A 23,414-nucleotide genomic window follows, 5' to 3' on the forward strand; every position below is an offset into this window, starting at 1 on the left:
AATCAATGCAACACAACAACACCAACAATACACTCAAACTGTGGGGGGACGAGCGCGGCGTATCGCCGGTGCTCGGCGGTATCCTCATCTTCGGGCTCGCGCTGTCCCTGCTCGCACTGACGCAGGTCAGCCTCGTCCCCGCGATGAACGGCCAGATAGAGTTCGAACACAACCAGCAGGTCCAGGAGGACTTCGAGCAGCTCAACGCTGGTATCCTCGAGGTCGCCGAAGAGGGGACGCCGACCGATATCGTCATCCAACCCGGCACCCGGTACCCGGCACGGATGTTCCTCGTGAACCCCGGGCCGGCTTCCGGCCGACTCGACTCGACCACGGGAACCGGGATTCGAATCTCGAACGTCGCAGCGGTCGATCCGGACGCTGACGAGTACCTTGCTGGACTCGCGACGAGTCGCGAACTGAGCTACTCGACGAGCACCATCGCGTACACGCCCCGGTACAACAACTACGGGACCGCCCCCACGACCTACCTCGAGAACGGTATCGTGTACAACCGGTTCCCGAACGGTGCGACCACGCTGGTGACCGACGGCGCGTTCATCGACGGGAACCGCATCACCCTCGTCGCCGTCGACAGTGACCTGTCGCTGCAGTCGGTCGACTCGGAGACGCTCCGACTGGAGCCCGTCACTGGTGCAACCCAGCGACTCGCCGTGACGAACAGCGGCGGCGACCTGACCATCAGGCTCGATACGCAGCTCACCCAGACCGAGTGGGACGAACTACTCGCAGAGCCCCTGGCCAGAGGCACCGTCACCGACGTGGATGTCTCTGCTGGAACGGTGACGGTCACCCTCAAGCCGGGGACCTACACCCTGCAGGTCGCTCGCGTCTCGGTCGAGAAGTCGACGGCGAGCGAGCAACCCGCCTACATCATCAACAAGGGCGGGAGCGACCTCTACATGACCGTCGGCGGGTCAGAGACCCTCCGCGTCCAGGTCCGTGACCAGTACCACACCCCCGTCAGTGGCGTGGTCGTGAACGCGACCGACCCGGGTGTCGGCTCACTCGCCGAGAACAGCGCCGTCACCGACGAGGACGGTATCGCGGAGTTCGTCTATGCCGCAGGAGCGTCGGACGGCTCGGCTTCGGTGAACATGAGCTTCGGGGCTACCCCCACGTCTGTGGAATCGACCGAGGTCTCTGTCAAGGTCGGCGAACGCAACGAGGGCATCGGGGGGACCATCAACCCGGGCAGCGCCAACACCGTGAACCTGCAGACGGCCGACATCATCGAGGTGAACACCAGCGATAAGAAGTTCTACGCGGACCTGACGCTGGAGAACCGCGGGTCGGTCGACCGGACCATCGACGAAGTTCGCGTGAACTTCTACTCCGCGCGCCAGATCTCGAACAGCAACAACCGGGACCCACCGCTAGAGTACAGGATCGACGGGACCGGTCCAAGCGGTAGTGCAGCCAACTTCACCATCGGCGGTGACTACGCTGAGCCGGCGAGCACACTCGGAACCATCGCGAAGAACGGCGGCACCGAGACGTTCCGGTTCGAGTTCATCGGCGTGGACAACAAGGGCGACCTCGCGAACTACCAGCTCGAGGAGGGTGACTACTACATCCTCTCCATCATCTACGACGACGGTACCTCGGCGACGTACTTCGTGACGCCGCAGGTGCCCTGACCCGGCCACGAACGGCCACCGATTCGACCCCCGTTTCGAATGCTGATTCTCTCCGGAGTATTAACCACCCAGCCATCCAGCCACTACACGTGCTCACACGGTAATCCCAACCGTCGCGGCTGTTCCCAGGTGGGGCTGGTGCAGTCGACTCACAGCGGCACAGCACTTGTCATAGGTCGAGCGCTGCGGCTCACCGCGCGCTCAGATTCCACACCCGCATCGCACGTTCACGCTATCGTGATGAGCGTCGCACCGACGACGACCAGCAACGCGCCAGCGGCCAGCCCTTTCGTCACCCGTTCCAGATCCCCGAGCAACAGCGCGGTGAACACGGCCACGAACAGCGGCGCAGTCCCAACCAGCGAGGAGACGACGGCCACGTTCCCGCGGTCCAGCGCGGCGAAGAACAGGAACAGCGAGGTGGCGTTGAGGAGACCGGCGACGAGGTAGAACCCGAGCGCCCGACGGGGGATGTCGATAGCGTCCCAGCCGACACGCCCGCCGATGATGGCGACGAGCCAGAGGACGCCCCAGGTCTCGTGGAGGGCAACTGCCTCGAGTGCCGTGACGGGTGTCTCGGTCAGGCCGAAGCGCCGGACCACGTCACTGCCGCCGTAGGCGATGGCCGCGAAGATGGGGAAGACGAGTTCCCACGGCTGCCAGCCGGCGATGTCGCCACCTTTCGAGAGAGTGAGGACGACGAGCCCGACCACGAGCACGACGATGCCGGCGATGGTCAGCTCGTTCACGACCTCGCCGATGAAGAGGAAGGCGAGGCCAGCGGCGAACAGGGGTCGGGTCGAGATGCCGGCGGAGTTCACGCTCGCGCCGACGCGGTCGATGCCGACGAACGAGGACAGTCGCGCGATGGCGGTGCCGACCGTCCCCGAGACGAAGAAGATACCCAGCACGAACGGCGTGATCGGTGGCGTGTGGCTGGTCGTGACGGCGACACCACCGATGACGAGCCAGTAGCAGACCGCGTCCATCGTGGCGACGACCAGCGAGCCCTGCAGCACCGTCCCCCCGGCTGCCAGCCCGCGCTTCTGGAGTGTCATCGAAAGCGCCCAGATGGCGGCGGCCGCGATCGCCAGGGCGGGGACGAGGAGTTCTCCGGTCACTATCGGGCGAATGGGACGGGGGGTCGTGAGCCTACCGGAACCGGCGAATGCGAGTCATCCCTCCCGTTCGGCGATTCGGGAGCCCACGCTCCGCCCGTTCTCGAACGCGAGATGGACCCGTCCCTCGCCGACTACCCAGTCACCGGCGACGAACAGCCCCGCGTCCTCGGCACAGCTCGCCGTCTCCGGGTCGACCGCAGCGTCCGGGAGCGCGTACCGCCAGCCCTGCGAGTCGACCCAGTCCGGTTCGGTGAGTCGGTCGTCGTCGAGCAGGGTGGCGACGAGGGCTGCGGCTTCCGCGGCGGCCTCTTCGGTCGGGTCGTCGTAGTGCTCGACCGACCACTCGGGACTCATCTGTGCGATGAGCAGACTCTCTCCCTCGGGGACGTGCCCCGGCTTGCACTCCTCGCGCGAGAGCCAGCCGACCGGGTGCTCGCGGTCCGGGTTGACGAGCGCGTACCACGGCCGGTCGAGTTCGAACGGGTAGTGCAGGACGAGCGTCCGGATGGTCCGGTACGGAACCGACTCGACCGCCTCGTGAAGCCGCGAGAGACGGCCGTCGGCCCAGTCGGTGGCTGCGAGCAGGTCGGCGGTCTGCGGTGCCGGCGGGGTGAGCACGAGGACGTCGAACGGGCCGTAGGACTCACCGTCGGTGTCGGTGAGGGTCCACGCGTCGTCCTCGTTCGCAATCTGCTCGATTCGAGTCGCCTTGTGGACCGATGCGCCCGCCCGCTCTCGGACGCGCTTGGCGAACTGGGTGATTCCTTCCACATAGGTCCACTTGTGCGACTCGTCGTCGCGGCCCTCGGCGATGGTCCCCTCGGCGTCGTGGGTCCACACCGGCTGCTCGATGTCGGCGAGGCCCTCCGCCCCGAGCTCATCGAGCAGTTCGTCAACCCAGGCGTCCTCACCGGGCTTGAGGTAGTTCGCGCCGTGGTCGTAGCGACAGCCGTGCTTGCGGCGGGTCGCGGCCCGGCCGGAGATGCCTCTCCCCTTGTCGAACAGCGTGACCTCGGTGTCCGTCCCACGGAGCGCGTCCGCGACGCCGACGCCTGCAGCGCCAGCGCCGACGACGGCGACCGTTCGTGTCATACCCTGAAGTCGGGCTTCCACGGGAAAAACCGCCGCGCTCCCCGAGCGGCTTACCGGGAGGTGACCGCATCACCCGACCCGGAACGAACGTTATCCGGCTCGGGGGCCTTTCCTGAGACAGATGAGCGAGATCGAGCCGGTCCTGGCGAGCGTCGTGGCCATCTTCGCCATCGCGTTGCTCGTCAAGCTCCTCGCCGACTGGCGCCCTGAATTCTCCTACGCCAGCGTGCTCGTCGCCGTCGGGGTGCTCGTCTCCGTGCTCGGTCTGGAGTTCGACCTCGTACTCTCCGCAGACCTCATCCTCGCCGTGTTGCTCCCGACCATCGTCTTCGAAGGGACGACCAGTATCGACGTGCGCGAACTCCGCCACAACGCGGTTCTCATCCTCGTTCTGACCCTCGTCGGGCTCCCGGTGGCGGTCCTCACACTCGGGCTGCTCGGGACGGTCGCGTTCGGCTTCCCGCTCATCGTCGCGCTGGTCTTCGCGTCGGTCGTCCTCCCGACGGACCCGGCCGCGGTGCTCTCGGTGTTCGAGCAGTTCGACGTGGGGAAGCGACTCTCGGTCACGATCGAGGGTGAGAGCCTGCTGAACGACGGGGTCGCCATCGTCATCTTCTCCACGCTGGTCGCCGCGTTCCGGCAGGCCGAGAGTGCCAGCGACGCGGTCGCGTCGCTCACGACGTCTGGGCAGGTGGTGTCGTTCGTCCTCAGCATCGCGATCGTCGGCGGCGGTGGCCTGCTCGTCGGCGTGGTCGTCGGCTACCTCGCACACCTGTGCGCTCGTCGGCTTCGGGACCGGCTGGCGGTGATGCTCCTCACGGTCGTCGTGGCATACGGGAGCTTCCTGCTCGCAGAGTGGGGTCTGGGCCTGTCCGGCGTGCTGGCGACCGTCGGGGCGGGTCTGGCGATGGGAGCCCACGAACTGACCCACGAGCACATGTCCGCGCCAGAGTCGTTCGTCCAGCGGGTGTGGAACGTCGCCGCCTTCCTGGTGAGCACGGTGCTGTACGTGCTCATCGGGGCCACCGTCGACGTGGCCCACTTCGTCGAGTACGGCGGATTCGTCCTGCTGGCCGCAGTGCTCGTCGTACTGGTCCGAGCCCTGACCATCTACCCGCTCGTGACACTGACGAACCAGGTGCTGCCCGACCCGCTTCCGGTCGCCTGCCAGCACATCGTGGTGTGGGGCGGCCTGCACACCGTTGTCCCGGTCGGGCTGGCCCTGGCGCTTCCCACGGGGCTTCCGTACCGCGAGGTCGTCCAGACGATGGTGTTCGGCGTGGCCATCATCAGCGTGGTCGCCCAGGGGTTGTTGATGCCGACGGTGCTTCGGCTCACCGGGCACGGCGATGGCCAGTTCGGGAATACGGCGGAGTGAGCAGCTACTCGATGGTGGCGAACAGGCGACACGGGCGAGGAGAAGAACGGAGACGGGCGTGTCGCACAACCGCGGCACCGTCCCCGGCGATGGTCAGACCATGCCGGGGGTGGCCGCGGCTTCGTATTTGAAGTCTCAGCTGGTGGTGACGAGTTCGACGACCTCGCGGTGGTCGAGCTCGGTGTCGCCGCCGATCTGGCGCTTGGTCCGGCAGTTCAGGCCGTGGAGGAGGCCGTCGCCGATGTCGGAGTGGAGGTGGTACGCGAAGTCGGAGGTGGTCGAGCCTTCGGGGAGGAGGAAGCAGTCACGCATGACGCGGCCCTGCTCGTCGCCCATGGCCTCCGCACCGCCGGGGAAGACGGCGATGACGCCGAGTTCGTCGAACAGCGCGGTCTCGATGGCCTGCTGGACGCCGGTGCCGCCGTACTCGGTGACGAACTCGCGAATCTGTTCGAGGCCCTGCTCCTGTTCTTCGGACACGTCGGCGACGATGTCGAAGTCCTCGTCACCGGCGTGGTAGTCGACGATGTCCTGCTCGGCGGCGTTCTTGAGCGCCTTCTCGGCGTGGGCGCTGGCCGCGACGAACGTGAGGTGCTCGTAGTCCGGGTCCGTGGTGATCTCCTCCCAGTTCGCCTGGGCGGCGGGCGTGTCCATCTTGTTCGCCGCGATGACCATCGGCTTGGTGTACTTGCGAATCTCGCGGGCGAGGTCCTCGCGGTCCTGCGCGTCCCACTCCTCGGGCTCGAAGCCGAGGTCGAGTCGGAGGATGAGCTTCTTGACCTCGTCCTTGTTGATGCCGAACGCGGACATCTGCTCGGCGAGTTCGACCTCGATGGCGAGTTCGTCCTGGCCCTGGTAGCGGTTCTGGAACTTCTCGATACCCTTGTCGAGGATGCCGACGTACCACTGGTCGAGTTCGTTCTCGAGGAAGTCGATGTCCTCGCGGGGGTCGTGCCCCTCGGTGTTCTCGCCCTCGATGTCGGTGGTGCCGGAGAAGTCGACGACGTGGACGAGGACGTCGGCCTCGTTCAGGTCGGTGAGGAACTGGTTCCCGAGGCCGCGGCCCTCGTGTGCGCCGGGGACCAGCCCGGCCACGTCGACGAGTTTCGTCGGGACGTAACGTGTCCCCTGCTGGCAGTAGCCGGTATCGGGTGTGCAGGACTCGTCGAACTCCGGGGCCGCACAGTCGACGCGGACGTACGCCTCGCCGACCGAGGGGTCGATGGTCGTGAACGGGTACGCACCCTCGGGCACGTCGTTCATCGTCGCCGCATTGAAGAAGGTGGACTTGCCCACCGAGGGCTTGCCCACGAGACCGATCTTGTAGCTCATTGGAATCGTCAAGCCGGTCGGGCAGTATAAGGCTTGAAATCCGTTTCTGCAGTGGTATGCGGCCCCATACCGTACGATGTCCAGTCCGGGTACAGACGCCAGCCGCTCAGGCTGGCGGCGGCCGGCGAACGTCCGACCCGGGCGCGACGAACCGGACCGGGAACGACTCGACGCCGTAGATGAAGGCGCTTCGGACCGGCGTGAGCCCGTCGGCGGTGGCCACAGCCTCGATGTCGTCGACGCTGTCGAGGAGTGCCGAGAGTGCGAGACGGGTCTCCAACCGGGCCAGCGGCGCGCCCAGGCAGTAGTGGATGCCACGCCCGAACGCGAGGTGCTGGTTCGGCGTCCGGTCGACGACGAACTCCTCGGGGCGCTCGAATGCGTCGGGGTCGCGGTTCGCCGACCCGACCCAGAGGACGACCACGTCACCCTGCCGGATGGTCTGGCCGCCGAGCGTCGTGTCCGTCGTGGCGACCCGCCCGAGGGCCTGGACGGGCGAGCGGTAGCGAAGGACCTCCTCGACGGCCTTGGTCAGCAGAGTCGGCTCGGACTGGAGCCGTTCCAGGGTCTCCGGGTGCTCCGTGAGCGTCCAGACCGCGTTGGTGAGGAGGTTGGTCGTCGTGATGTTCCCGGCGACCAGCAGGAGCACGCAGAACCCGCGCATCTCCTCGGCCGACAGGGGTCGGTGCTCGATCTCGGCGGTGACGACCTTCGAGATGAGGTCGTCGCCGGGGTCGCGCTTGCGCTGGTCGATGAGGTCGTCGAAGTACTCGCGGAGTTCGTCGAGCGTCTGCTGGCGGCGGTCCTCGACCTCGCGGGCGGCAGCCTCGCTCCGCTCGGTCGGTGTCTCGACCAGCGAATCGGACCAGCGCTTGAACGTCTCGCGGTCCTCACTGGGGATGCCCAGCAGCTCGGCGATGACGATGACCGGGAGCGGGTACGCGAGGTCGGCGACCACGTCCATCTCGCCGTCGGCGAGCACGTCGTCGAGGCAGTCTTCGGCTATCTCCTCGATGCGGGGCGCGAGGTCGGCGACGGCCCGCGGCCGGAAGTGTTCCTCGACGACTCCCCGGAGGTGCTCGTGCTTCGGTGGGTCGCTGCCGAGCATGGTCTCCATCTCGACGCCCTCGCTGGCCCGCCGGAACGCCTCGTTGCTCGCGTTCCGTGGGTCCGACGAGAAGGTCTCGGGGTCAGAGAGCACGGCGGAGACGTCGGCGTGCCGGAACACGTCCCAGCACTCGCGGTCGGCGTCCCAGTGGACCGGCTCCGTCTCGCGCATCTCGGCGTACCACCCGAACGGGTCGAGCCACGACTCGGGTGTCGACAGCGCCTCGGGGACGGACAGGACGCCCGGCGGTCGGGCGTTGCTCGGCCGCTCTGGCGGTGTATGTGGGTCTCGTTCGGCCATGTGCATCTCTACGGAGCGATGGCGCAAGTTGCCGCGCTTACGCGGGGGTAACGCTGCACCAGCAGTGACACCTCAGGCGACCGATGACCCAACGGCTAAGCAGCCGCGAGCGAGTCCACGACACATGACGACTCCCCTGGTCCTCGTTCCACACAGTGTCGGTCCCGAACGCGCCGAAGCACTTCGAGAGTCGCTGGAAGCGGCGGTCCCGGCGGCGACGGTTCGAGCGACCACGACACCAGCAGAGACGGCCGAACACCTCCCCGACGCCGACGGCTACGTGGGCTATCACCTGGACGCCGACGCGAGGGCGCGAGCGACGAACCTCCGCTGGATTCACTGCCTGAGTTCGGGTGTCGACCACTACGACCTGGACGCGCTCGCCGAGGAGGGCGTCATGCTGACCAACTCCTCGGGCATCCACGCCGAACCCATCGCCGAGCAGGTGCTCTGGTACCTGCTGACGTTCGAGCGAAAGATGCACGTCGGCCAGCGCCAGCAGGCCGAGGGGCACTGGGAACGCTTCGAGGGAGGCGAGATACACGGGAAGACGCTGGGTATCGTCGGCGTCGGTGCCATCGGTGGCCGGGCGGCCGAACTCGCCAGCGCCCTCGGCATGGACGTCCTCGGACTCAAACGGGACACGAGCGAGGTCCCCGACGGGGTGGACGAACTGTTCGCCCCCGATGGCCTGCACGACCTGCTCCCCCGCGTCGACTACCTCCTGCTGGCCTGCCCGCTCACCGACGAGACGGCGGGACTCATCGGCCGGGAGGAACTCACCCTGCTGGGCAGCGACGCCGTACTCGTGAACATCGCCCGCGGCGAGGTCGTCGACCAGGACGCGCTGGTCAGGGCACTCACCTATCACACCATCGGCGGGGCCGCCCTCGACGTGTTCGAGGAAGAGCCACTACCCGAAGACTCCCCGCTGTGGGACCTCTCGAACGTCGTCATCACGCCCCACATGGCCGGGTCGAACCCGAACAAACTCGACCGCTGGACCGAGATTCTGGCCGAGAACTACCGGAAACTCGCGGCCGGAGAGACGGACCTTCGGAACCGTCTCGTCTGAGCCCACCGCGACCACGGCCTCTTTGCCGATGGCGTCCGTACAGCAGGGCATGAGCGACAGTTCCGCCGACGCGAAACGAGACGTTCCCGAGAGCGACGCCGAGTGGCGCGAGAAGCTCGACGACGAGTCCTACCACGTGCTCCGCGAGCAGGGGACCGAGGCCCGGTTCTCCGGCGAGTACGTCGACCACTTCGAGGACGGCAAGTACCGCTGCAAGGGCTGTGGCGAGGTCCTGTTCGACGCCGAGACCAAGTTCGACCACGGCTGTGGTTGGCCGTCGTTCTACGCCGCGGACGAGGGGAAGATCGAGAAGCGCGAGGACCACAGCCACGGGATGCACCGCATCGAGGTCGTCTGTGCGAACTGCGAGAGCCATCTCGGCCACGTCTTCGACGATGGACCGGCGCCGACCGGAAAGCGATTCTGTATCAACTCGGTGGCGCTGGAGTTCGACGACGAGGAGTGATCGACCACCCCAGGCACCGTTCTTCGACGCCGAGCAGTAAGCGATCACTCGGCCGCGCTTCGATGACGTTCGACCGCCAGTTGCCGATAGTCGGCTGCCACCTGCGGAGAGACGGCCGGCGATATCCCTCCAACCAGTTAGCGCACCTGTTTTCGCTACACTGCCGAAAGCACCCGTTCCAGAGCCCCAAATGCAAGATTAGAAGTGTTATCGTAGATACGTTTATATCCCTGAACGTCCAATATGCTAATGGCTCTGGGGAGAGTCAGGGGAATGAGGGGAGATACACAACACCGGGAGTGCGGAGCATCGGGTAACGAACGATTCGGCGCCGGCCAGTGGGGGATTCAGACGTCGCAGCGTCCTGTTGACAGCCAGCGTGCTGTCACGCCCGTGCTCGCGCTCGTGTTGCTCATGCTGGTCGTCTCGATGAGTGTCGTCGCGGTACTCGTCGGGGGCCAGACCGTCCTGACCGGCTTCCAGTCCGAGGTCGACGTCGACCACGCGTCGGCATCGATGCACGAGCTGGACAGCCAGATCACGGACCTCTCGGTGGGCGACAGCGACGCGACGGTCCTCGCACTCGGGGGAGGCGAGGGTCAGTATTCTGCGTCCTCGACCGCAGGTCGAGTGACCATCACGCATTACAACTACACCGGACTGGGTGACAACCACACCCTGTACGACCTGCCACTGGGCGAGGTCGCCTACCAGAACGGTGACACCGAGCTGGTGATGCAGGGCGGCGGTATCTGGCGGACCGACGGCGCGGGCAGTGTGATGCTCGAATCGCCCGACCTCTACGTCCGCGACGGGACCCTGCACGTCCACCTGCCCCGCATCGCGAGCGACACCACCAGCACGGGTATCACCACCGCGACGGCCACCCGGACCGACCGCTCGCGGGTCTACCCGAGCGCGAACAGCTACCCGAACGGCTACCAGATGGCCAACCCCATCGCGAACGGGAGCATCGCCATCACGGTCCAGAGCGAGTACTACGACGCCTGGGGACGTCACCTCGCGAAGACCACCGGCCGTCCCGTGACGTTCGACCACGCGGCCAAGACCGCGACGGTCGATTTCAGTACCTACACGCGAAACGTCACCCGGACGACCGCGACCGTCTACCCGCCCGGACCCATCCCGGGGAAGCCGCTCGTCATGGGCGCAGTCGTCTCGCCGTTCGACGGCGGGAGCCTCACCCTCAACCACGAGTCGACGGTCGACAGCTACGACTCCTCGCTCGGGAACTACACGACCACCCGGACGACCACCGGTGAGATCTACTACGGCGGGAACGTGACGCTCAGCGGGAACGCCACGGTCGAGGGGAACGTCAACGCGAGCGGGACCGTCGACGTCGGGACCTACTCGTACATCACCGGAGACCTCGCCCACGGGTCGGGCACCGTCTCCAACGCCTCGGTCGGCGGCACCGTCAGCGACACGGGCTCGGTCCCCCTGGTCGAACCAGTCACCGACCTGGTGAACACCGAGGTCGACCGCATCGAGGCGACGAACGACAACGGCGCGACCACGGCCATCTCGGGCACCACGCTCCAGTGTGCCAGTGGCTGCACCCTGACCACCGGGGAGTACTACCTCTCCGAACTCACGCTGAAGCCCGGCGCGACGCTCGTCGTGGACACGACCGGGGGCGACGTGACCCTCGCAGTCGATGGGAACGTCTCGCTCAAGAACAACGCCCACATCGAGGTCGTCGGCTCGAACCAATTCACGGTCTACACGACCGCGAGCGCCATCACCTTCAACAGCGGGACGACCCTCACCGCACCCGAGAACCGGGCCACGCAGGTCTGGCTGTTCGGCCTACCCGGAACCGTCGTCGAGCTGAACCACGCGGGCACCTTCACCGGCGTCATCTACGTCCCCGGTGACGAGGCCAACCCGTCAGACATCCGCCTCAACAACGCCGGTGCCGTCTACGGGGCCATCGTCGGCCGGGTCACCGAGATGAACAGCGACTCGAACCTGCACTTCGACCTCGCGCTGCGTGGCGATATCGGGTCACCCGTGTTCCCCTACACCGTCACGACCACCAACGTGAGCTACGAGTTGCAGGCAGGGGCCGACGTCAGCTCGCTCATCGAGTACGTCCAGTGCACCGACCACGTCGTGACCGTCAGCTTCGACTGACAGCGACCCTACTTCTCCGCCGAGATGAAGACCTCGTGTGACTCCATCTCGCTTTTGCCCGAGAACATCTCCTTCGGCGGGCGGTCTCGGTGTGCCTCGCGGAAGTCCTCGCTCTCGGTCCACGCGTCGAACGCGTCTTCCGATTCCCAGTAGGTCAGGACGACGTACCGGTCGGCCTCGACCGGGCGCAGGACCTCCATCCGGACGAACCCCTCGCGCTGGTCGACCTTCTTGGCGCGCTTCTCGAACCGTGCCTCGAAGTCGTCTTCGTGTCCTTCCGCCACCGGGATGCGGTTCGCTACGACGAACATGAGGGACGAATCACACGAGAACAGTAATAAGATATCGGACAGGCAGCGGCCGTCGATGGGGCGCGATGCCCCGGTCGGTCAGTCCGCGCCGTGGGGCGGGACGTACCCGCAGGTGGGGCAGCGGTCCAGATACGGTTGGTGAACGATTCCGCGGCAGGTGGAACACGAAGTACGCGTCATCAGCACTCTAGGCGCGGTCCGCCAGCATAAGCTTGTCCTGTGACTGATATGTTCCCCCAGTCCACACGCTCGCACTGCCCGCGGGTCGCGGTGCCGGGGCTGGAGATGGTCGATACCGGCGCGGGGCTCACGTTCCCGAAAAGGGTGGGTCCGCTCAGGTCCAGGTGTCCGAGTCGGGACGGTGGGCGACGGCGTTCGAACCGGCAGACTGCTCGTGCATCGGCTGGTCGTCTTCGGTCGCCGTGTCGGTCTCGGCGAGGAGTTCACCGGCCCGTTCGACCCAGATCTTCGCCCGGCTCTTCGAGACGTCGACAGCCTCGGCGACGTGTTCCGGCGTCGACAGCGAGAGCCCCCGGAGCGTCTCGATGCCGACCCCACGGAGTCGGTTGGCGTAGGTCGGCCCGAGACCGTGTATCGCGGTGAGTTCGGAGAACGCCGTGGCCCGTTGTTCGTCCGTCATCTCCGACCAGTCGTCCCTGTCGGTCGCCGGTTCGTCGAACTCCATCTCGGGGCGGTCCGTGGCCGTCTCGGACTCCCCGGTCGGGCGGTGCTCGATGTCGATGCCGACGGCCTCGCCCGTCCCCTCGCTCCAGGCGACCTCGTCGTCGGTGAGCGCGTGTGTCGTCGAGACCGGCTCCTCGTGAGCGTCGAGCTGGTCGGCGACGTCGTCGGGGAGGACGAACTGCAGGTCGTCGTACGGGATGAACCCGACCACCTGTTTGCGCTTCTCGTCGGCGGTGAGCACGACGCCTTCGTCGATCGCCTTGAAATTACCACACGATACCGACACGCCGCTCTTGGTTATCGCCTTCATAGCTCTCCCCGGGGACCGAGTCCCCTGCTACGTCGTCTAGAAGCGCCGAACGGGCATGAATTCTACCGCAGAGATGCCAGCAGCCGCGGAGGTCTCGGGCAGGCCACCACCGGAATCGCCCGGCCTCCGGTCAGTCCAGTTCGTCGGGGTCGGGCGGTACCGCCGGTGCCGGCTCCGGCGTGAGGTCGCCGTGAACGAGCTTCGGGAAGACCAACGTCACGAACCGGAGCACCACCACGAGGACCAGCGGGGCGAGGAAGACGCCGTACCAGCCGAATATCGCCGCACCGAGCAGGTACGCGACCAGCATCACGGGCGGGCTGACGGTCTGGCCCGCCAGGTACGGTCTGACCCCGTACCGGATGACCACGTCGAGGCCGAACAGGCCACCGAGGAGGACGAGGACGGGGAACCAGAGGTAGCCGATTTCGACGAGCAACGCCTGCACCCCGACGTACAGCGTGAGCGGGACGTACACGATGGAGCGACCGATGAGGGGGATGAACGACCCGACACCCGTGAGCAGCCCCATGAGAAGTGGGAACGGGATGGCGACGCCCGGCGGCGCGACCGCGTTCAGCAGCGAGTAGAACAGCCACCCGAGCACCATGACCGCGAAGATGGTGAGCATCTGGCCGAAGTATATCTTCTCGAGCTCCCTGTCGACGCTCTCGAAGTAGTCGTAGGCGACCGACTCGCCGTCCGCGAGGTTGGTGCGAACCCAGCGACCGATGGCTTTGTCCTTGCGCAACAGCAGCGAGACGATGACGAAAAGCAGCGTGACGTGGAAGAAGAACTGCGTGAACGCCCCCGCCGCCCCCGTCGCCACGTCGATGGTCGAGGAGACCAGTTCGCCTCGCGGCTGGCTCTCGACGAAGGTCACGACCCTGTCGACGAGTTGCTGCACCGAGGTCACCTCGGTGACGGAGCCGAACTCCGCGAGGAGTTCGTCGACCCAGTCGAACCCGCCCTCGCTCAACTGGAGCACCTGCCCGGCGAGGACGACCACGAACACGACCAGGATGAGGACGAACGGGGCCATGATGGCGAAGACGGTGAGCGTCGTCGCCAGGTCGACGCTGACGTGTGTCTCCAGGCGACGGCGAATCGGCCTGCCGAAGTAGTACAGGAACAGCGCGAACGAGAGGAGGCCGAGGAACCGGTACGAGACGTACAACAATAACCCGGCGACGAACAGACCGAACGTCCACCAGCCGAGGTGGATTCGAGCGAGCAACGAGTCGCTGTCACTCGGTTGACCCGGTGCAGTACTCATGGAGGAACTACTCTGTCAGGCAGAATAAGTGGTGTCGGCGGTCCGCTGGTGATTCGGTGGGTGTGGGCGACCGACAGACACTGCCGGGACTCACGACTGCCGCGAGTCGAACTCCTGGTAGATGATGTGGCCGCAGGCCTTGCAGTGGGACGCGTCCGGGTCGTGGTACGAGAGGCCGCAGGAGTCACAGGTGACCGAGACCTTGTCGGTCGTCCACTCGCGGACGATACGGCCCGCCTGCCACGGGATGAGGACGATGCCGGAGATGATGGCCGCCGTGGTCACGAATCGTCCCGCTCCCGTGACCGGGGTGATGTCGCCGAACCCGACGGTCGTCAGGGTGACGACGGTGAAGTAGAACGCGTCGTTGAAGTTCCCGACCTGCGGGTTCGCGGTGTGCTCGACGGCGTAGAACACGCCCGCCGAGACGAAGAAGATGGTGAGAACGGTCAACAGCAGCTTCAGGATGCGTAGCTCGTGGGCGGAGATGGAGCCGAAGAAGAACTCCTCGTCCCGCGTGAACCGGTAAAAGCGCATGAATCGGACGACCCGGAACGCCCGCAGGAAGCCGATATCCAGCGCGAACACCGACAGCCCCGGGACCAGCAATACCGCGGCGGTCGGCAGGATAGCGAGCAGGTCGACCATCGTGTAGAAGTCGGTCACCTCCTGAAGGCGGTCCGGGGCACCGTACAGTCGGAGCACGTACTCGACGAAGAACACGGCCGCGATAGCGACCTCGATGCCCCACATGAGCCGTCGGGTCTCTGTCGAGATGTCGTACGTCTCCAGGACGAAGATGCCGACGAACACGAGGTTCAACACCAGCAGTGCGATGTCGATGGCCTTGCCCAGCAGCGTCCGGTGGTCCAGCAGGTAGAACTCGACCAGCTCCCTCGGCCCAGCGCCGGTCGGACGCACGTCACGGTTGCCCATACTGTCACACGGAAGCCGCAACAACATGTAGCCGTTGGGGTGTGTTCGCCTGCCAGACAGTCGGTCACTCGACGACGACGACGTCGCCGAACTCGAGGCGAACCCCGCCGTTTCCATCCTCCGTGCGCGTCATCGTCCAGCCGTTCGCGGTCACCATTCGACCGACCGCGCGCAGGCCATCGAGGCTCCGGTGACTCCGGGTGGCGACGCTGTGTGCGGCGGCCCCTTCGTCTTCGGTCTCCCAGTCGACGGCGACGACGAACCCCTCAGGCTCCTCCTGGTGCGAGAGGCTGACCACGCACTCGCCATCCCCTCCCGTGGTTACGGCCTCGAAGAGCGACTCGAAGAGCTGTTCGACCGCGCGTCGGTTCGCCTCGACGACGAGGGAGCCGTCGGTGACCACGAGCCGGTCGGTTGGCTGGTCGAGGTCCGACCAGACCGTGCGGGCGAGCGCGCCGAGGTCGACGCGCTCGGTCTCGCTGGCCGTCATCGACAGGGCGAGCGTGAGCGCCTCGTCGAGGAGCGCCTCGGACCGTTCCAGCGCCTGGGTGGCCGCCTCCAGCGAGGGCAGGTCTTCCTGCTGACGGGCCTCCTCGGTGTGTGCCTGCGCGTCGCGCACCGGTACCGCGATGCGCTCGGAGAGCAGTTCGGCGAGCTCGTGAGCGACGGCGTCGCGACGGTCCAGTTCCGTCTCGTAGCGCGACTCGGCGAGTTCGTGCCCGAGCCAGTTGGCCAGCAACTCCACCATCGAACACCGGTCTTCGGTGAGTTCGGTCGGCGTCTCGGACTCGTCGAGGAAGCAGACGACGCCCCACAGCGACTCCTCTACGTAGACGGGGGCACCGACGTACGAACCGATCGACGGCGCGGCGGACGGGATGCCGCCGTTCGATTCGGCCAGCTCTGTCGCGTACGTCGCGACGACGCGTTCGTCCGCAATCACCTGTTCGCAGAGCGTGTCTCCGAGCGGCACCGTCGTGCCGACCGGCGGCGGGTTCACGTCCCCCAGCGAAACCACGATCTCGTGCGTCTCGGCGGTCTGGTCGACGCGACAGAGCTGCGCACTGGTCGCTTCGAGCGAGTCGTGGAGCGTCTGGATGAGGAGTTCGATGCGCTCCGTCGAGGAGAGGCTCGCGTCCGTCATCGTGTCGTGGAACGCGTCGAGCAGGTCGTCGACCGCCGCGCGGTCCGTCACGTCCCGGCTGATGCCGATGATGCCGACGAGTCGGCCCGCGTCGTCGTAGTGGGGGTACTTCTCGCTCTCGAAGACGTGTTCGCGGCCGTCGATGATGTGTCGCTCCACCTCGGCCCTCGGCTCCTCGTGTTCGAGGATCCAGCGGTCGATGTCCAGCAGGTCCTCGTCGAGGTCGAACAGTTCCCTGTCGGTCCGGCCGACGACCGCCGTCGGTGCGAGTTCGAAGTACCGCGCACCGGCGTCGTTGATGAACTCGTACCGCCCCTCGAGGTCCTTGATGTAGATGGCGTCCTGCGTCCGTTCTGCGATGGCCTGCAGTTGCCACGTCTGTCGGCGCTGTGCCGTTATGTCCTGGACGAACGAGAGGACGCTCACCGTCTCCCCGTTCTCGTCGAGGATGGCCCGGTTGTGCCACTCGCAGTCTATCTCCGCACCGCTTTTCGTCACGTTCCGGTTGACGATGTGCTCGGTCTCCTCTCCGTCGACGAGGCGTTCCCACACGGCATCGACCGCGTCTTCCGAGGTGTGCGGGACGATGAACTCGGCGTGCTGACCGATTGCCTCCTCGCGGGTGTACCCGAAGAGCTCCTGGGCGGCGTCGTTCCAGCGCACGACCTCGAAGTCGAGGGTCCACTCGATGACCGCCATCGGGGACTGCTTGAACAGGAACTGCAGTTGCTGGTTCGCCCGTTCGAGGACCTCCTTGCGGTGGCGCTGGTCGCGGTTGTGCAACGCGATGACTGCCTGGTCGGCGAGTTCGGCGGCGAAGCGTATCTCGTCCTCGTCCCACTCACGTTTCGGCCCGCCGGTCTCGTTACAGAGCACGCCGACGACCTGCCCGCCGCGTCGGATGGTCGCGTCGAGCATCGAGGTGATGCCGAGCGGTTCGAGGTACGGCTCGCACAGCTCCGCCGTCCGTGCGTCGGCGCGCGCGTCCGTCGCCGGAATCGCCCGGTGGCCTGCGAGTGCCTCGAAGTAGCTGGGGTAGTTCTCCACGGTGAGTTGCATGCCGGTCTCGTGGTCCCTGGTGGACCGGTCGTAGAGGTCGAGACACTCCAGCGTGTCGAAGGTGTCGTCGAACAGCCAGATGGAGGAGCGGTCGACGTCGAGAGTCCCGGCCGCCGTCTCGGTGATACGCCGCGCCGCACACTGCAGTTTCCCGCTCACCAGCACCTCGTCGGTCGCGAGGTCGATGACGGCCTGGCGCTGGCGTTCCTGGCGCTGTTCCCGGAGGTACCGGTTCGTGATGTCCCGGAAGATGAGGACGACCCCGACCACGTCGTCCGATTCGTTCGTGATGGGAGCCGCACTGTCCGCGATGTAGCGCTCGGTGCCGTCGAGCGAGCGGAGCTTCGTGTCCTCGGAGAACTCGAACGCGCTCTCGTGTTCGATGACGCGCTCGACCGGGCTCTCGACGGAATCACCGGTCTTGGCGTCCACGATGTCGAAAACCTCTGCCAGCGGCTTCCCGACGGCGTCCTCACGGTCCCAGCCCGTCAGTTCCTCGGCGACCACGTTCATGCGCTCGATGACGCCGTCGGTGTCGGTCGCGATGACGCCGTCACCGATGGAGTCGAGCGTGATGCGAAGGTCCTCCTCGCGTTGCTTGAGTGCCGAGCGCGTGCGCCAGTGGTACGCCTCCTGCTCGATGGTCTGGGCGAGCAACCCGTACTGTGCCATCGGGTCGCCACCCTTCTGCAGGTAGCGGTTCGCGCCGAGGTTCAACGCCTCCATCGCCACCTCCTCGCGGCCTTTCCCGGTGAAGATGACGAACGGAATCTGGTTGCCTCGCTCCTGGCGGAGCTGTTTCAGGAAGTCGAGACCGTCCATCTCGGGCATCTGGTAGTCCGAGACGACGACGTCGAACTCCTCCTCGCCGAGTCGGTCGAGGGCGTCGACCGCCGAGGCCGTCGTCTCTACCGACAACTCCTCGAATCGCTCTTCGAGATACGTCTGTGTTGCCTCGAGAAGCGACTTGTCGTCGTCCACGTAGAGGACGTGGATTCCTCGGCTCGAATTGGTCTCGGCCCCCATACTGGTACGAGAGTAGGGACTCACAGCACATAGCGAGTGCGCTCGTCGTGGCCAGATATATCAGCAGTCGCGGGCGGCCAGACCCGTCACTTACCCGACGGCATCGCCTGGTTCGCGTCGTCGGCAGTGTTCGTAAGCCGGTCTGTCGCCGTCGAATCGAAGGAGCGCTGGCAGCGCGCGACCCAGCTCGCGGCGTCCTCGGTCGGGTCGGCGCTGTCAGGTTCTTCCGTGTCGAACGGTGTCTCGCGTGTGGCGGTCTCTGCCGCCTCGTCGGTCGTGGTGGTGGTGTCGATGCTGGTCGGGTCTGTCGTGGGTCGGTACTGCTGTGTGGCAGCGGGTGTGTCTGTTCTCATACGGGATGGGTGTCGTGTGGTCGGCAGGCTGGGCTGGGTCGGAGAATGAAGTCAGCGGTGTACCCGTACGAGCATCATGTACTCACCACTCAGACCGCATCTATAATAAATGTTCATGTTCAACTCGTCGTCGGTGTCGGAGTCGGCCCCGGTTCGGCAGAAGCGGGCGACGTTGCCGCCGCTTCAGCCATCCCCTGGACACCATGTGCCGCGATACCACTGGCCCTCCCATGATTTAAACGTGCTCTCTACATATACTACGTGTGAGCGAAGAAACACAGGAGCGGCGGAATCTCCGCATGCCCAACAAAGACGAGCTTTTCGGAGTCGTAACAGAACACAACGGCGGCAACCACGTCCGCGTCCAGTGCGAGGACGGTGTCAGCCGGATGGGCCGAATCCCCGGCCGAATGAAGTACCGCACGTGGATCAACGAGGGCGACGTCGTGCTCGTCGAACCGTGGTCGTGGCAGGACGAGAAGGCGAACATCGAATGGCGTTACACTGGCCAGGACGCCGACCAGCTCCGTCGCGAAGGCCACATCCAGTAATTCTATATCGCTGACCGGCAGGCGACAGTCTGCGGGCAGGTCCGTCACAGCCCGAGCATAGGCTGGCACGGGTAGTCACGACGCTCTCTCTCTCGACGATAGTTCAGTCGCTCCCGAGCGGCCAGCTCGCCAGTTCAGTTCGCCGTCGGTTCGTCGACGTGGACCACGCGAGGCTCCGAACCGGTGAGCCAGAGCACGTAGTCCTGCTCGGCGTCGCTGGGATTCACGTCGCGGTGGACGAGGCCCGCCGGGATGTGGAAGCACTCGCCGGCCCGCGCGAGCGCCCGCTCGTCCGGCCCGGTCCCATACTCGACGTAGCCCTCACCTGCGATGACGTACCCGAACACGTCGTTGTCGCCGTGGTGGTGCCAGTCCGACTCGATTCGCCCGGCAGCGTGGCCCCGGACCTGCTGGACGTCGGCCTCGGGGAACGGCATCAGGCGTGTCAGGTTCTTCAGGGGCGCAGCCGGGACGAGGTCGTCCGCACCGGCGACGCGGGGCTGGTGGGTCGAGTCGGCGGCGCGTGGCCCGTCCACGGGTACCCTGGTCGGTCCGGACCCGATGAACGCGACCAGTACCACGAGTTCGGAATCACCCGGGTTCGTCGTCCGGTGGACGAGACCGGCTGGGAGGTGGAGAAAATCGCCGTCGGTTGCGGCCATCGTCTCGCCACCGTCGGGACCGAACGCGAGTTCCACCCGACCGTCGAGGACGTAGCCGTAGGCGTCACGGTCGCCGTGGGTATGCCAGCCGGTCGTCGCCCGTGGGGCGAGCGTCGTGCGTGCCAGGGTGACGCCGTCGGTGTCGAATATCGTCGTGACGGTTCTCTCGGAATCCGGGTGCTGGCCGTCGGCGAGGTCGGCCAGCTGGACGACCGAAACGGCCTGTTCGAACTGCATGGTCTCGTACTGACAGACGCGCCCAGCAGGCGTAACGAGTGCGGCGGCGACGTGAGAAGACGCAGTAGGCCTATCGTGCTCGCGTCCGGGATGCCCGTATGGACGTCCTCATCATCGGTGGAACCGGCCTCATCAGCACGGCCATCACCCGCCAGCTGGTCGAGACAACCCACGACGTGACAATCGCGACGCGCGGCGAGACCGACGCCGACCTCCCGGACGCCGTCACACACGTCACCTGCGACCGGAACGACAGCGACCGACTGGCCGCGGTCGCCGAGGCGGTCGCTCCCGACTGCGTCATCGACATGGTGTGTTTCACCCCCGAACAGGCCCGCGAGGCCGTCGACGCCTTCGCGGGCGTAACCCAGTACGTGTTCTGCTCGACCGTCGACGTGTACCACCGCCCGACCGCCAGCGTCCCGAGTACCGAAGACGCGGCCCGCGATCCCGGCGTCAGCGAGTACGGCCGGAACAAGGCCGCCGCCGAGGACGTGTTCCGCGACGCCCACGGAGACGCCTTCGCGGCGACGATTATCCGCCCGTGGAGCACCTACGGCGAGGGCGGGCCGGTCCTCCACACACTGGGACTTGGAACGTACTACATCGACCGAATCCGGCAGGGGAAACCCATCGTCGTCCACGGCGACGGGACCTCGCTCTGGGGGCCGTGCCACCGCGACGACGTGGCGCGAGCGTTCGTCAACGCGGTCGGGAACGAGACCGCCTACGGCGAGACCTACCACGTCACCAGCGAGGAGGTGATGACGTGGAACCAGTACCACGAGACGGTGGCCCGGGCGCTCGACGCGCCCGACCCCGAGCTGGTCCACATCCCGACCGACGTACTCAGCGAGGTCACCCCCGACCGGACGGGGATGCTCCGCGACCACTTCCAGTACAGCACGGTGTTCGACAATTCGAAGGCCCGCCGAGACCTCGATTTCGAGTACACTGTCTCCTTCGAGGAAGGCGTCCGGCGGACCGTCGCCTGGCTGGACGAGCACGAGGAAATCGAGGCCTGGGACAGCGAGAACGACGACCGGTTGATTCGAGCGTGGCGCGACGCCACCGACGGATTCGTCTCCGCGATGGAGTGAGCCGCCCCGGGTATCAGCCGCCCTTCTTGCGGAACCACACCTGCGAGCCGACGGGTGACTCCTCGGGCGCGAGGTCGAGCCGGCTGGTGAACAGGTCCCGGATCGCGAGCGTCACCACGAGTTCGACCTGCTCGCCATCGTCCGCCGTCACCGTGACCACACAGTGCCCGTCGCGTTCCTCGATGCGGTCGATGGTGCCCGCCCGCCAGCGCTCGATGTCGTGGGTCGGCTCCCGCGCGTGGATGCGGTCGTGGGCCACGTCAATCACCCATCGATGGCTGGCGGGACTCGACGACGAGTTCCGCGAGCGCGCGGCGCTTGAGCAGGACGAAGCCGAGGAAGACGACGAAGAACCCGGCGATGGTCAACGGCGTGATCTGCTCGTTCAGGATGAACACGCCCGCGATGGTGGCGACCACCGGGACCAGGTAGGCGACGAGGCTCGTCTCCAGCGCGCCACGGACCTCCAGCAGCGAGTAGTAGATGAAGAAGGCGAGTGCCGTCGCGAACACGCCCAGGTAGAGGACGGCCGCGACCGGCTTCGGGGCGGCGGGAATCGCGAACGGTTCGCCCACCGCGACGCTCGTGAGGTGCAGGATGACGCCGCCGACGGCCATCGACCAGCCCGAGAGCGCCGCGCGGTCGAGCGTCGGCCGCGAGCGCTGGACGAGGACACCACCCAGCGAGACCGAGGCGACCTGCCCGAGGATGAGGAGCCGGCCCAGGGTTCCGCCCGCGAACAGGTTGCCCGGGTCGGGCCGGACGATGAGGCCGACGCCGAGGAACCCGAGCAGGATGCCGACCGCACCCACCGTGGAAACTCGCTCCTCCGGAAGGATGCCGAGCGCCCACAGCGTCGTCGCGATGGGGACCAGACTCTGCATGACCGCGGCCACCCCCGACGGGACGGTCTTCTGCCCGAGGAACAGCAGGGCGTTCCCCGCGACGAGGAAGACCCCGCCTGCGAGGACGGCCGCGAGGTCGTTCCTGGCCGTGGGATACCACTCGGCGGTCCGGACGACGCCGTAGCCGACGAGCAACACGGCCGCGATGTCGTACCGGAACGACGCGAACAGTATCGGGTCGAGCGTCTCCAGGCCGACGCTGATGGCCGGGAAGGAGAGTCCCCAGAGCGTCGCGAGCAGCCCGAACAGACCGATGACGGCGAAGCGATTGCGCACTGGTTCGTTCTACGACGCCAGCGGGTTATGCGTCTCGATTCTCCGCGAGGAGATCCCCGGTCCGCTCGGTGGCCCGATCTCTGTATCGGTCGTACCGGGCCTCCGCCCACGCCACGGCCTGTGGCGATTTCGTGACGACCGTCCCGTTGGCGTTGTGGTACTGCTCGTCGTAACAGACGACCGCGGCCTCCGAGTCGACGATATTTCCGTCCTCGTCCTCGATGTATCCCACCCCGAACCCGTACGGGATATCGTCGGTCGGAAGCGAGTAGGCCGTGATGTCCCGCTCGCGGAACATGATGCCCATCTCGTCACCGAACCGCTCCCAGAGGAACTCGAAGAACTGGTCGGGGACCACCAGTTCGACCGAGAGGTCGTTCTCGATGACCTCGGTGGCGAAGTGCAGGAACGTCCCGTCACGGGTGAGGTTCGGAACGACGACGTGGAAGCGGTCGACGCGGGAGACGAACTCGAGTATCTGGTCGAACACCTGATGTCTCGCGATGGTGCTGTCCGTCGCGACCTCGACCGACCCTTCGGTGAGGACGAACGAGGGAAGCGTCGCGTCGGCCGGAATCGCGTCGTAGAGCGACCGGTACCGCTGGTGTGCGTGCCCCTCCTCGGCCCAGGACAGCAGCTGCCGCCCGAAGAAGGTCAGCGAGTAGGTGTGGGGCTTCTCGCTGTCGTCGGTCTGGAGGACGCCGTGGTCGTCCAGCTCGTTGAGTGTCCGGTTGACGGTAGACTTCGAGTATTCCGTCTTCGCGGTCAGCGTGGAGAGGTCCGCGGCCGGTTCGTCGGCGATGGCTCGCAGGAGCGAGTGCTTGTCGAGCAAGTGCTGCAACAGTTCCGAATCACCCACCTTGCCCATCTCTGGAACCAATGTTACCGGCC

General features: G+C 66.3%; 21 protein-coding genes. 7 read left to right on the forward strand and 14 right to left on the reverse strand.

What is annotated here, in order from left to right:
* Window positions 1–5: 5 nt before the first annotated feature.
* A complete protein-coding gene (locus tag N6C22_RS16375; RefSeq protein WP_261652196.1) occupies window positions 6–1,661 on the forward strand; it encodes an Ig-like domain-containing protein in 1,656 nt (551 codons plus the stop codon).
* Between the two features lie 227 nt (window positions 1,662–1,888).
* Here N6C22_RS16375 and N6C22_RS16380 read toward each other — a convergent pair whose 3' ends face one another.
* Both N6C22_RS16380 and N6C22_RS16385 read right to left on the reverse strand, forming a co-directional pair.
* A complete protein-coding gene (locus N6C22_RS16380) occupies window positions 1,889–2,782 on the reverse strand; it encodes a DMT family transporter (RefSeq protein ID WP_261652197.1) in 894 nt (297 codons plus the stop codon).
* A 54-nt stretch (window positions 2,783–2,836) separates the two neighbouring features.
* Window positions 2,837–3,874, reverse strand: coding sequence for an NAD(P)/FAD-dependent oxidoreductase (locus N6C22_RS16385; protein WP_261652198.1), 1,038 nt, complete (start codon window positions 3,872–3,874; stop codon window positions 2,837–2,839).
* Between the two features lie 121 nt (window positions 3,875–3,995).
* Here N6C22_RS16385 and N6C22_RS16390 point away from each other — a divergent pair, with 121 nt between their 5' ends.
* Entirely contained in the window at window positions 3,996–5,252 is a 1,257-nt protein-coding gene (locus N6C22_RS16390; protein ID WP_261652199.1) for a sodium:proton antiporter, read from the forward strand.
* Window positions 5,253–5,387: 135 nt separating this feature from the next.
* Here N6C22_RS16390 and N6C22_RS16395 read toward each other — a convergent pair whose 3' ends face one another.
* Together N6C22_RS16395 and N6C22_RS16400 are read right to left on the reverse strand one after the other, a co-directional pair.
* A complete protein-coding gene (locus tag N6C22_RS16395) occupies window positions 5,388–6,584 on the reverse strand; it encodes a redox-regulated ATPase YchF (RefSeq protein ID WP_261652200.1) in 1,197 nt (398 codons plus the stop codon).
* 106 nt (window positions 6,585–6,690) lie between these two features.
* Window positions 6,691–7,992, reverse strand: a complete 1,302-nt coding sequence (locus N6C22_RS16400) for a cytochrome P450 (RefSeq protein WP_261652201.1) — start codon at window positions 7,990–7,992, stop codon at window positions 6,691–6,693.
* Between the two features lie 124 nt (window positions 7,993–8,116).
* Between N6C22_RS16400 and N6C22_RS16405 the strand changes: the two genes are divergently transcribed.
* The 3 genes from N6C22_RS16405 (at window position 8,117) to N6C22_RS16415 (ending at window position 11,693) form a co-directional block, all read left to right on the forward strand.
* Entirely contained in the window at window positions 8,117–9,067 is a 951-nt protein-coding gene (locus N6C22_RS16405) for a D-2-hydroxyacid dehydrogenase (protein ID WP_261652202.1), read from the forward strand.
* Between the two features lie 49 nt (window positions 9,068–9,116).
* Window positions 9,117–9,533, forward strand: a complete 417-nt coding sequence (msrB, locus tag N6C22_RS16410; RefSeq protein ID WP_261652203.1) for a peptide-methionine (R)-S-oxide reductase MsrB — start codon at window positions 9,117–9,119, stop codon at window positions 9,531–9,533.
* 393 nt (window positions 9,534–9,926) lie between these two features.
* The gene (locus N6C22_RS16415; protein WP_261652204.1) at window positions 9,927–11,693 is read left to right on the forward strand and encodes a hypothetical protein; all 1,767 of its coding nucleotides are present in this window, start codon (window positions 9,927–9,929) and stop codon (window positions 11,691–11,693) included.
* Window positions 11,694–11,701: 8 nt separating this feature from the next.
* Here the strand turns inward: N6C22_RS16415 and N6C22_RS16420 are convergent, their stop codons facing one another.
* From N6C22_RS16420 to N6C22_RS16445, 6 genes are all read right to left on the reverse strand, one after another.
* Window positions 11,702–12,004, reverse strand: a complete 303-nt coding sequence (locus N6C22_RS16420; protein WP_261652205.1) for an antibiotic biosynthesis monooxygenase — start codon at window positions 12,002–12,004, stop codon at window positions 11,702–11,704.
* Window positions 12,005–12,338: 334 nt separating this feature from the next.
* Window positions 12,339–12,998 carry a helix-hairpin-helix domain-containing protein gene (locus N6C22_RS16425; RefSeq protein WP_261652206.1) on the reverse strand — a complete coding sequence of 220 codons (660 nt, stop codon included), beginning with the start codon at window positions 12,996–12,998 and terminating at the stop codon, window positions 12,339–12,341.
* Between the two features lie 130 nt (window positions 12,999–13,128).
* A complete protein-coding gene (locus tag N6C22_RS16430; protein ID WP_261652207.1) occupies window positions 13,129–14,274 on the reverse strand; it encodes an AI-2E family transporter in 1,146 nt (381 codons plus the stop codon).
* Between the two features lie 90 nt (window positions 14,275–14,364).
* On the reverse strand, window positions 14,365–15,210 hold the full coding sequence (locus N6C22_RS16435; protein ID WP_261652208.1) for an ion transporter: 846 nt from the start codon (window positions 15,208–15,210) through the stop codon (window positions 14,365–14,367).
* Between the two features lie 64 nt (window positions 15,211–15,274).
* Window positions 15,275–18,439: a PAS domain-containing protein gene (locus tag N6C22_RS16440; protein WP_261652209.1), complete on the reverse strand. Its 3,165-nt coding sequence runs from the start codon at window positions 18,437–18,439 to the stop codon at window positions 15,275–15,277.
* Window positions 18,440–18,525: 86 nt separating this feature from the next.
* Window positions 18,526–18,792 carry a hypothetical protein gene (locus N6C22_RS16445; RefSeq protein ID WP_261652210.1) on the reverse strand — a complete coding sequence of 89 codons (267 nt, stop codon included), beginning with the start codon at window positions 18,790–18,792 and terminating at the stop codon, window positions 18,526–18,528.
* Between the two features lie 263 nt (window positions 18,793–19,055).
* Here N6C22_RS16445 and eif1A point away from each other — a divergent pair, with 263 nt between their 5' ends.
* A complete protein-coding gene (eif1A, locus tag N6C22_RS16450) occupies window positions 19,056–19,343 on the forward strand; it encodes a translation initiation factor eIF-1A (RefSeq protein ID WP_261652211.1) in 288 nt (95 codons plus the stop codon).
* A 134-nt stretch (window positions 19,344–19,477) separates the two neighbouring features.
* Here eif1A and N6C22_RS16455 read toward each other — a convergent pair whose 3' ends face one another.
* Window positions 19,478–20,242: a cupin domain-containing protein gene (locus N6C22_RS16455; RefSeq protein ID WP_261652212.1), complete on the reverse strand. Its 765-nt coding sequence runs from the start codon at window positions 20,240–20,242 to the stop codon at window positions 19,478–19,480.
* A gap of 98 nt (window positions 20,243–20,340) precedes the next feature.
* Here N6C22_RS16455 and N6C22_RS16460 point away from each other — a divergent pair, with 98 nt between their 5' ends.
* Complete coding sequence (locus N6C22_RS16460) at window positions 20,341–21,342, forward strand: NAD-dependent epimerase/dehydratase family protein (protein WP_261652213.1); 1,002 nt, start codon at window positions 20,341–20,343, stop codon at window positions 21,340–21,342.
* 13 nt (window positions 21,343–21,355) lie between these two features.
* Here N6C22_RS16460 and N6C22_RS16465 read toward each other — a convergent pair whose 3' ends face one another.
* Genes N6C22_RS16465 through N6C22_RS16475 form a run of 3 tightly spaced genes read right to left on the reverse strand, consistent with a single transcriptional unit; the run spans window position 21,356 to window position 23,391 of the window.
* Entirely contained in the window at window positions 21,356–21,601 is a 246-nt protein-coding gene (locus tag N6C22_RS16465) for a hypothetical protein (protein ID WP_369684449.1), read from the reverse strand.
* Between the two features lies 1 nt (window position 21,602).
* Window positions 21,603–22,523 (reverse strand): EamA family transporter, encoded by a 921-nt coding sequence (locus tag N6C22_RS16470; RefSeq protein ID WP_261652215.1) that lies wholly within the window; start codon window positions 22,521–22,523, stop codon window positions 21,603–21,605.
* A gap of 25 nt (window positions 22,524–22,548) precedes the next feature.
* Entirely contained in the window at window positions 22,549–23,391 is an 843-nt protein-coding gene (locus N6C22_RS16475; RefSeq protein WP_261652216.1) for a winged helix-turn-helix domain-containing protein, read from the reverse strand.
* Between the last annotated feature and the right edge of the window lie 23 nt (window positions 23,392–23,414).

The organism is Haloarchaeobius sp. HME9146 (assembly GCF_025399835.1).
Taxonomy (GTDB): Archaea; Halobacteriota; Halobacteria; order Halobacteriales; family Natrialbaceae; genus Haloarchaeobius.

Bases quoted from the DNA above. Each gene is read 5' to 3' on its own strand.
- N6C22_RS16400 (WP_261652201.1), bottom strand. From the start codon at position 7,992: ATGGCCGAACGAGACCCACATACACCGCCAGAGCGGCCGAGCAACGCC.
- N6C22_RS16395 (WP_261652200.1), bottom strand. From the start codon at position 6,584: ATGAGCTACAAGATCGGTCTCGTGGGCAAGCCCTCGGTGGGCAAGTCC.
- N6C22_RS16460 (WP_261652213.1), top strand. From the start codon at position 20,341: ATGGACGTCCTCATCATCGGTGGAACCGGCCTCATCAGCACGGCCATC.
- N6C22_RS16385 (WP_261652198.1), bottom strand. From the start codon at position 3,874: ATGACACGAACGGTCGCCGTCGTCGGCGCTGGCGCTGCAGGCGTCGGC.
- msrB (WP_261652203.1), top strand. From the start codon at position 9,117: ATGAGCGACAGTTCCGCCGACGCGAAACGAGACGTTCCCGAGAGCGAC.
- N6C22_RS16420 (WP_261652205.1), bottom strand. From the start codon at position 12,004: ATGTTCGTCGTAGCGAACCGCATCCCGGTGGCGGAAGGACACGAAGAC.
- N6C22_RS16390 (WP_261652199.1), top strand. From the start codon at position 3,996: ATGAGCGAGATCGAGCCGGTCCTGGCGAGCGTCGTGGCCATCTTCGCC.
- N6C22_RS16405 (WP_261652202.1), top strand. From the start codon at position 8,117: ATGACGACTCCCCTGGTCCTCGTTCCACACAGTGTCGGTCCCGAACGC.
- N6C22_RS16475 (WP_261652216.1), bottom strand. From the start codon at position 23,391: ATGGGCAAGGTGGGTGATTCGGAACTGTTGCAGCACTTGCTCGACAAG.
- N6C22_RS16430 (WP_261652207.1), bottom strand. From the start codon at position 14,274: ATGAGTACTGCACCGGGTCAACCGAGTGACAGCGACTCGTTGCTCGCT.
- N6C22_RS16375 (WP_261652196.1), top strand. From the start codon at position 6: ATGCAACACAACAACACCAACAATACACTCAAACTGTGGGGGGACGAG.
- N6C22_RS16440 (WP_261652209.1), bottom strand. From the start codon at position 18,439: ATGGGGGCCGAGACCAATTCGAGCCGAGGAATCCACGTCCTCTACGTG.
- N6C22_RS16455 (WP_261652212.1), bottom strand. From the start codon at position 20,242: ATGCAGTTCGAACAGGCCGTTTCGGTCGTCCAGCTGGCCGACCTCGCC.
- N6C22_RS16445 (WP_261652210.1), bottom strand. From the start codon at position 18,792: ATGAGAACAGACACACCCGCTGCCACACAGCAGTACCGACCCACGACA.
- N6C22_RS16435 (WP_261652208.1), bottom strand. From the start codon at position 15,210: ATGGGCAACCGTGACGTGCGTCCGACCGGCGCTGGGCCGAGGGAGCTG.
- N6C22_RS16425 (WP_261652206.1), bottom strand. From the start codon at position 12,998: ATGAAGGCGATAACCAAGAGCGGCGTGTCGGTATCGTGTGGTAATTTC.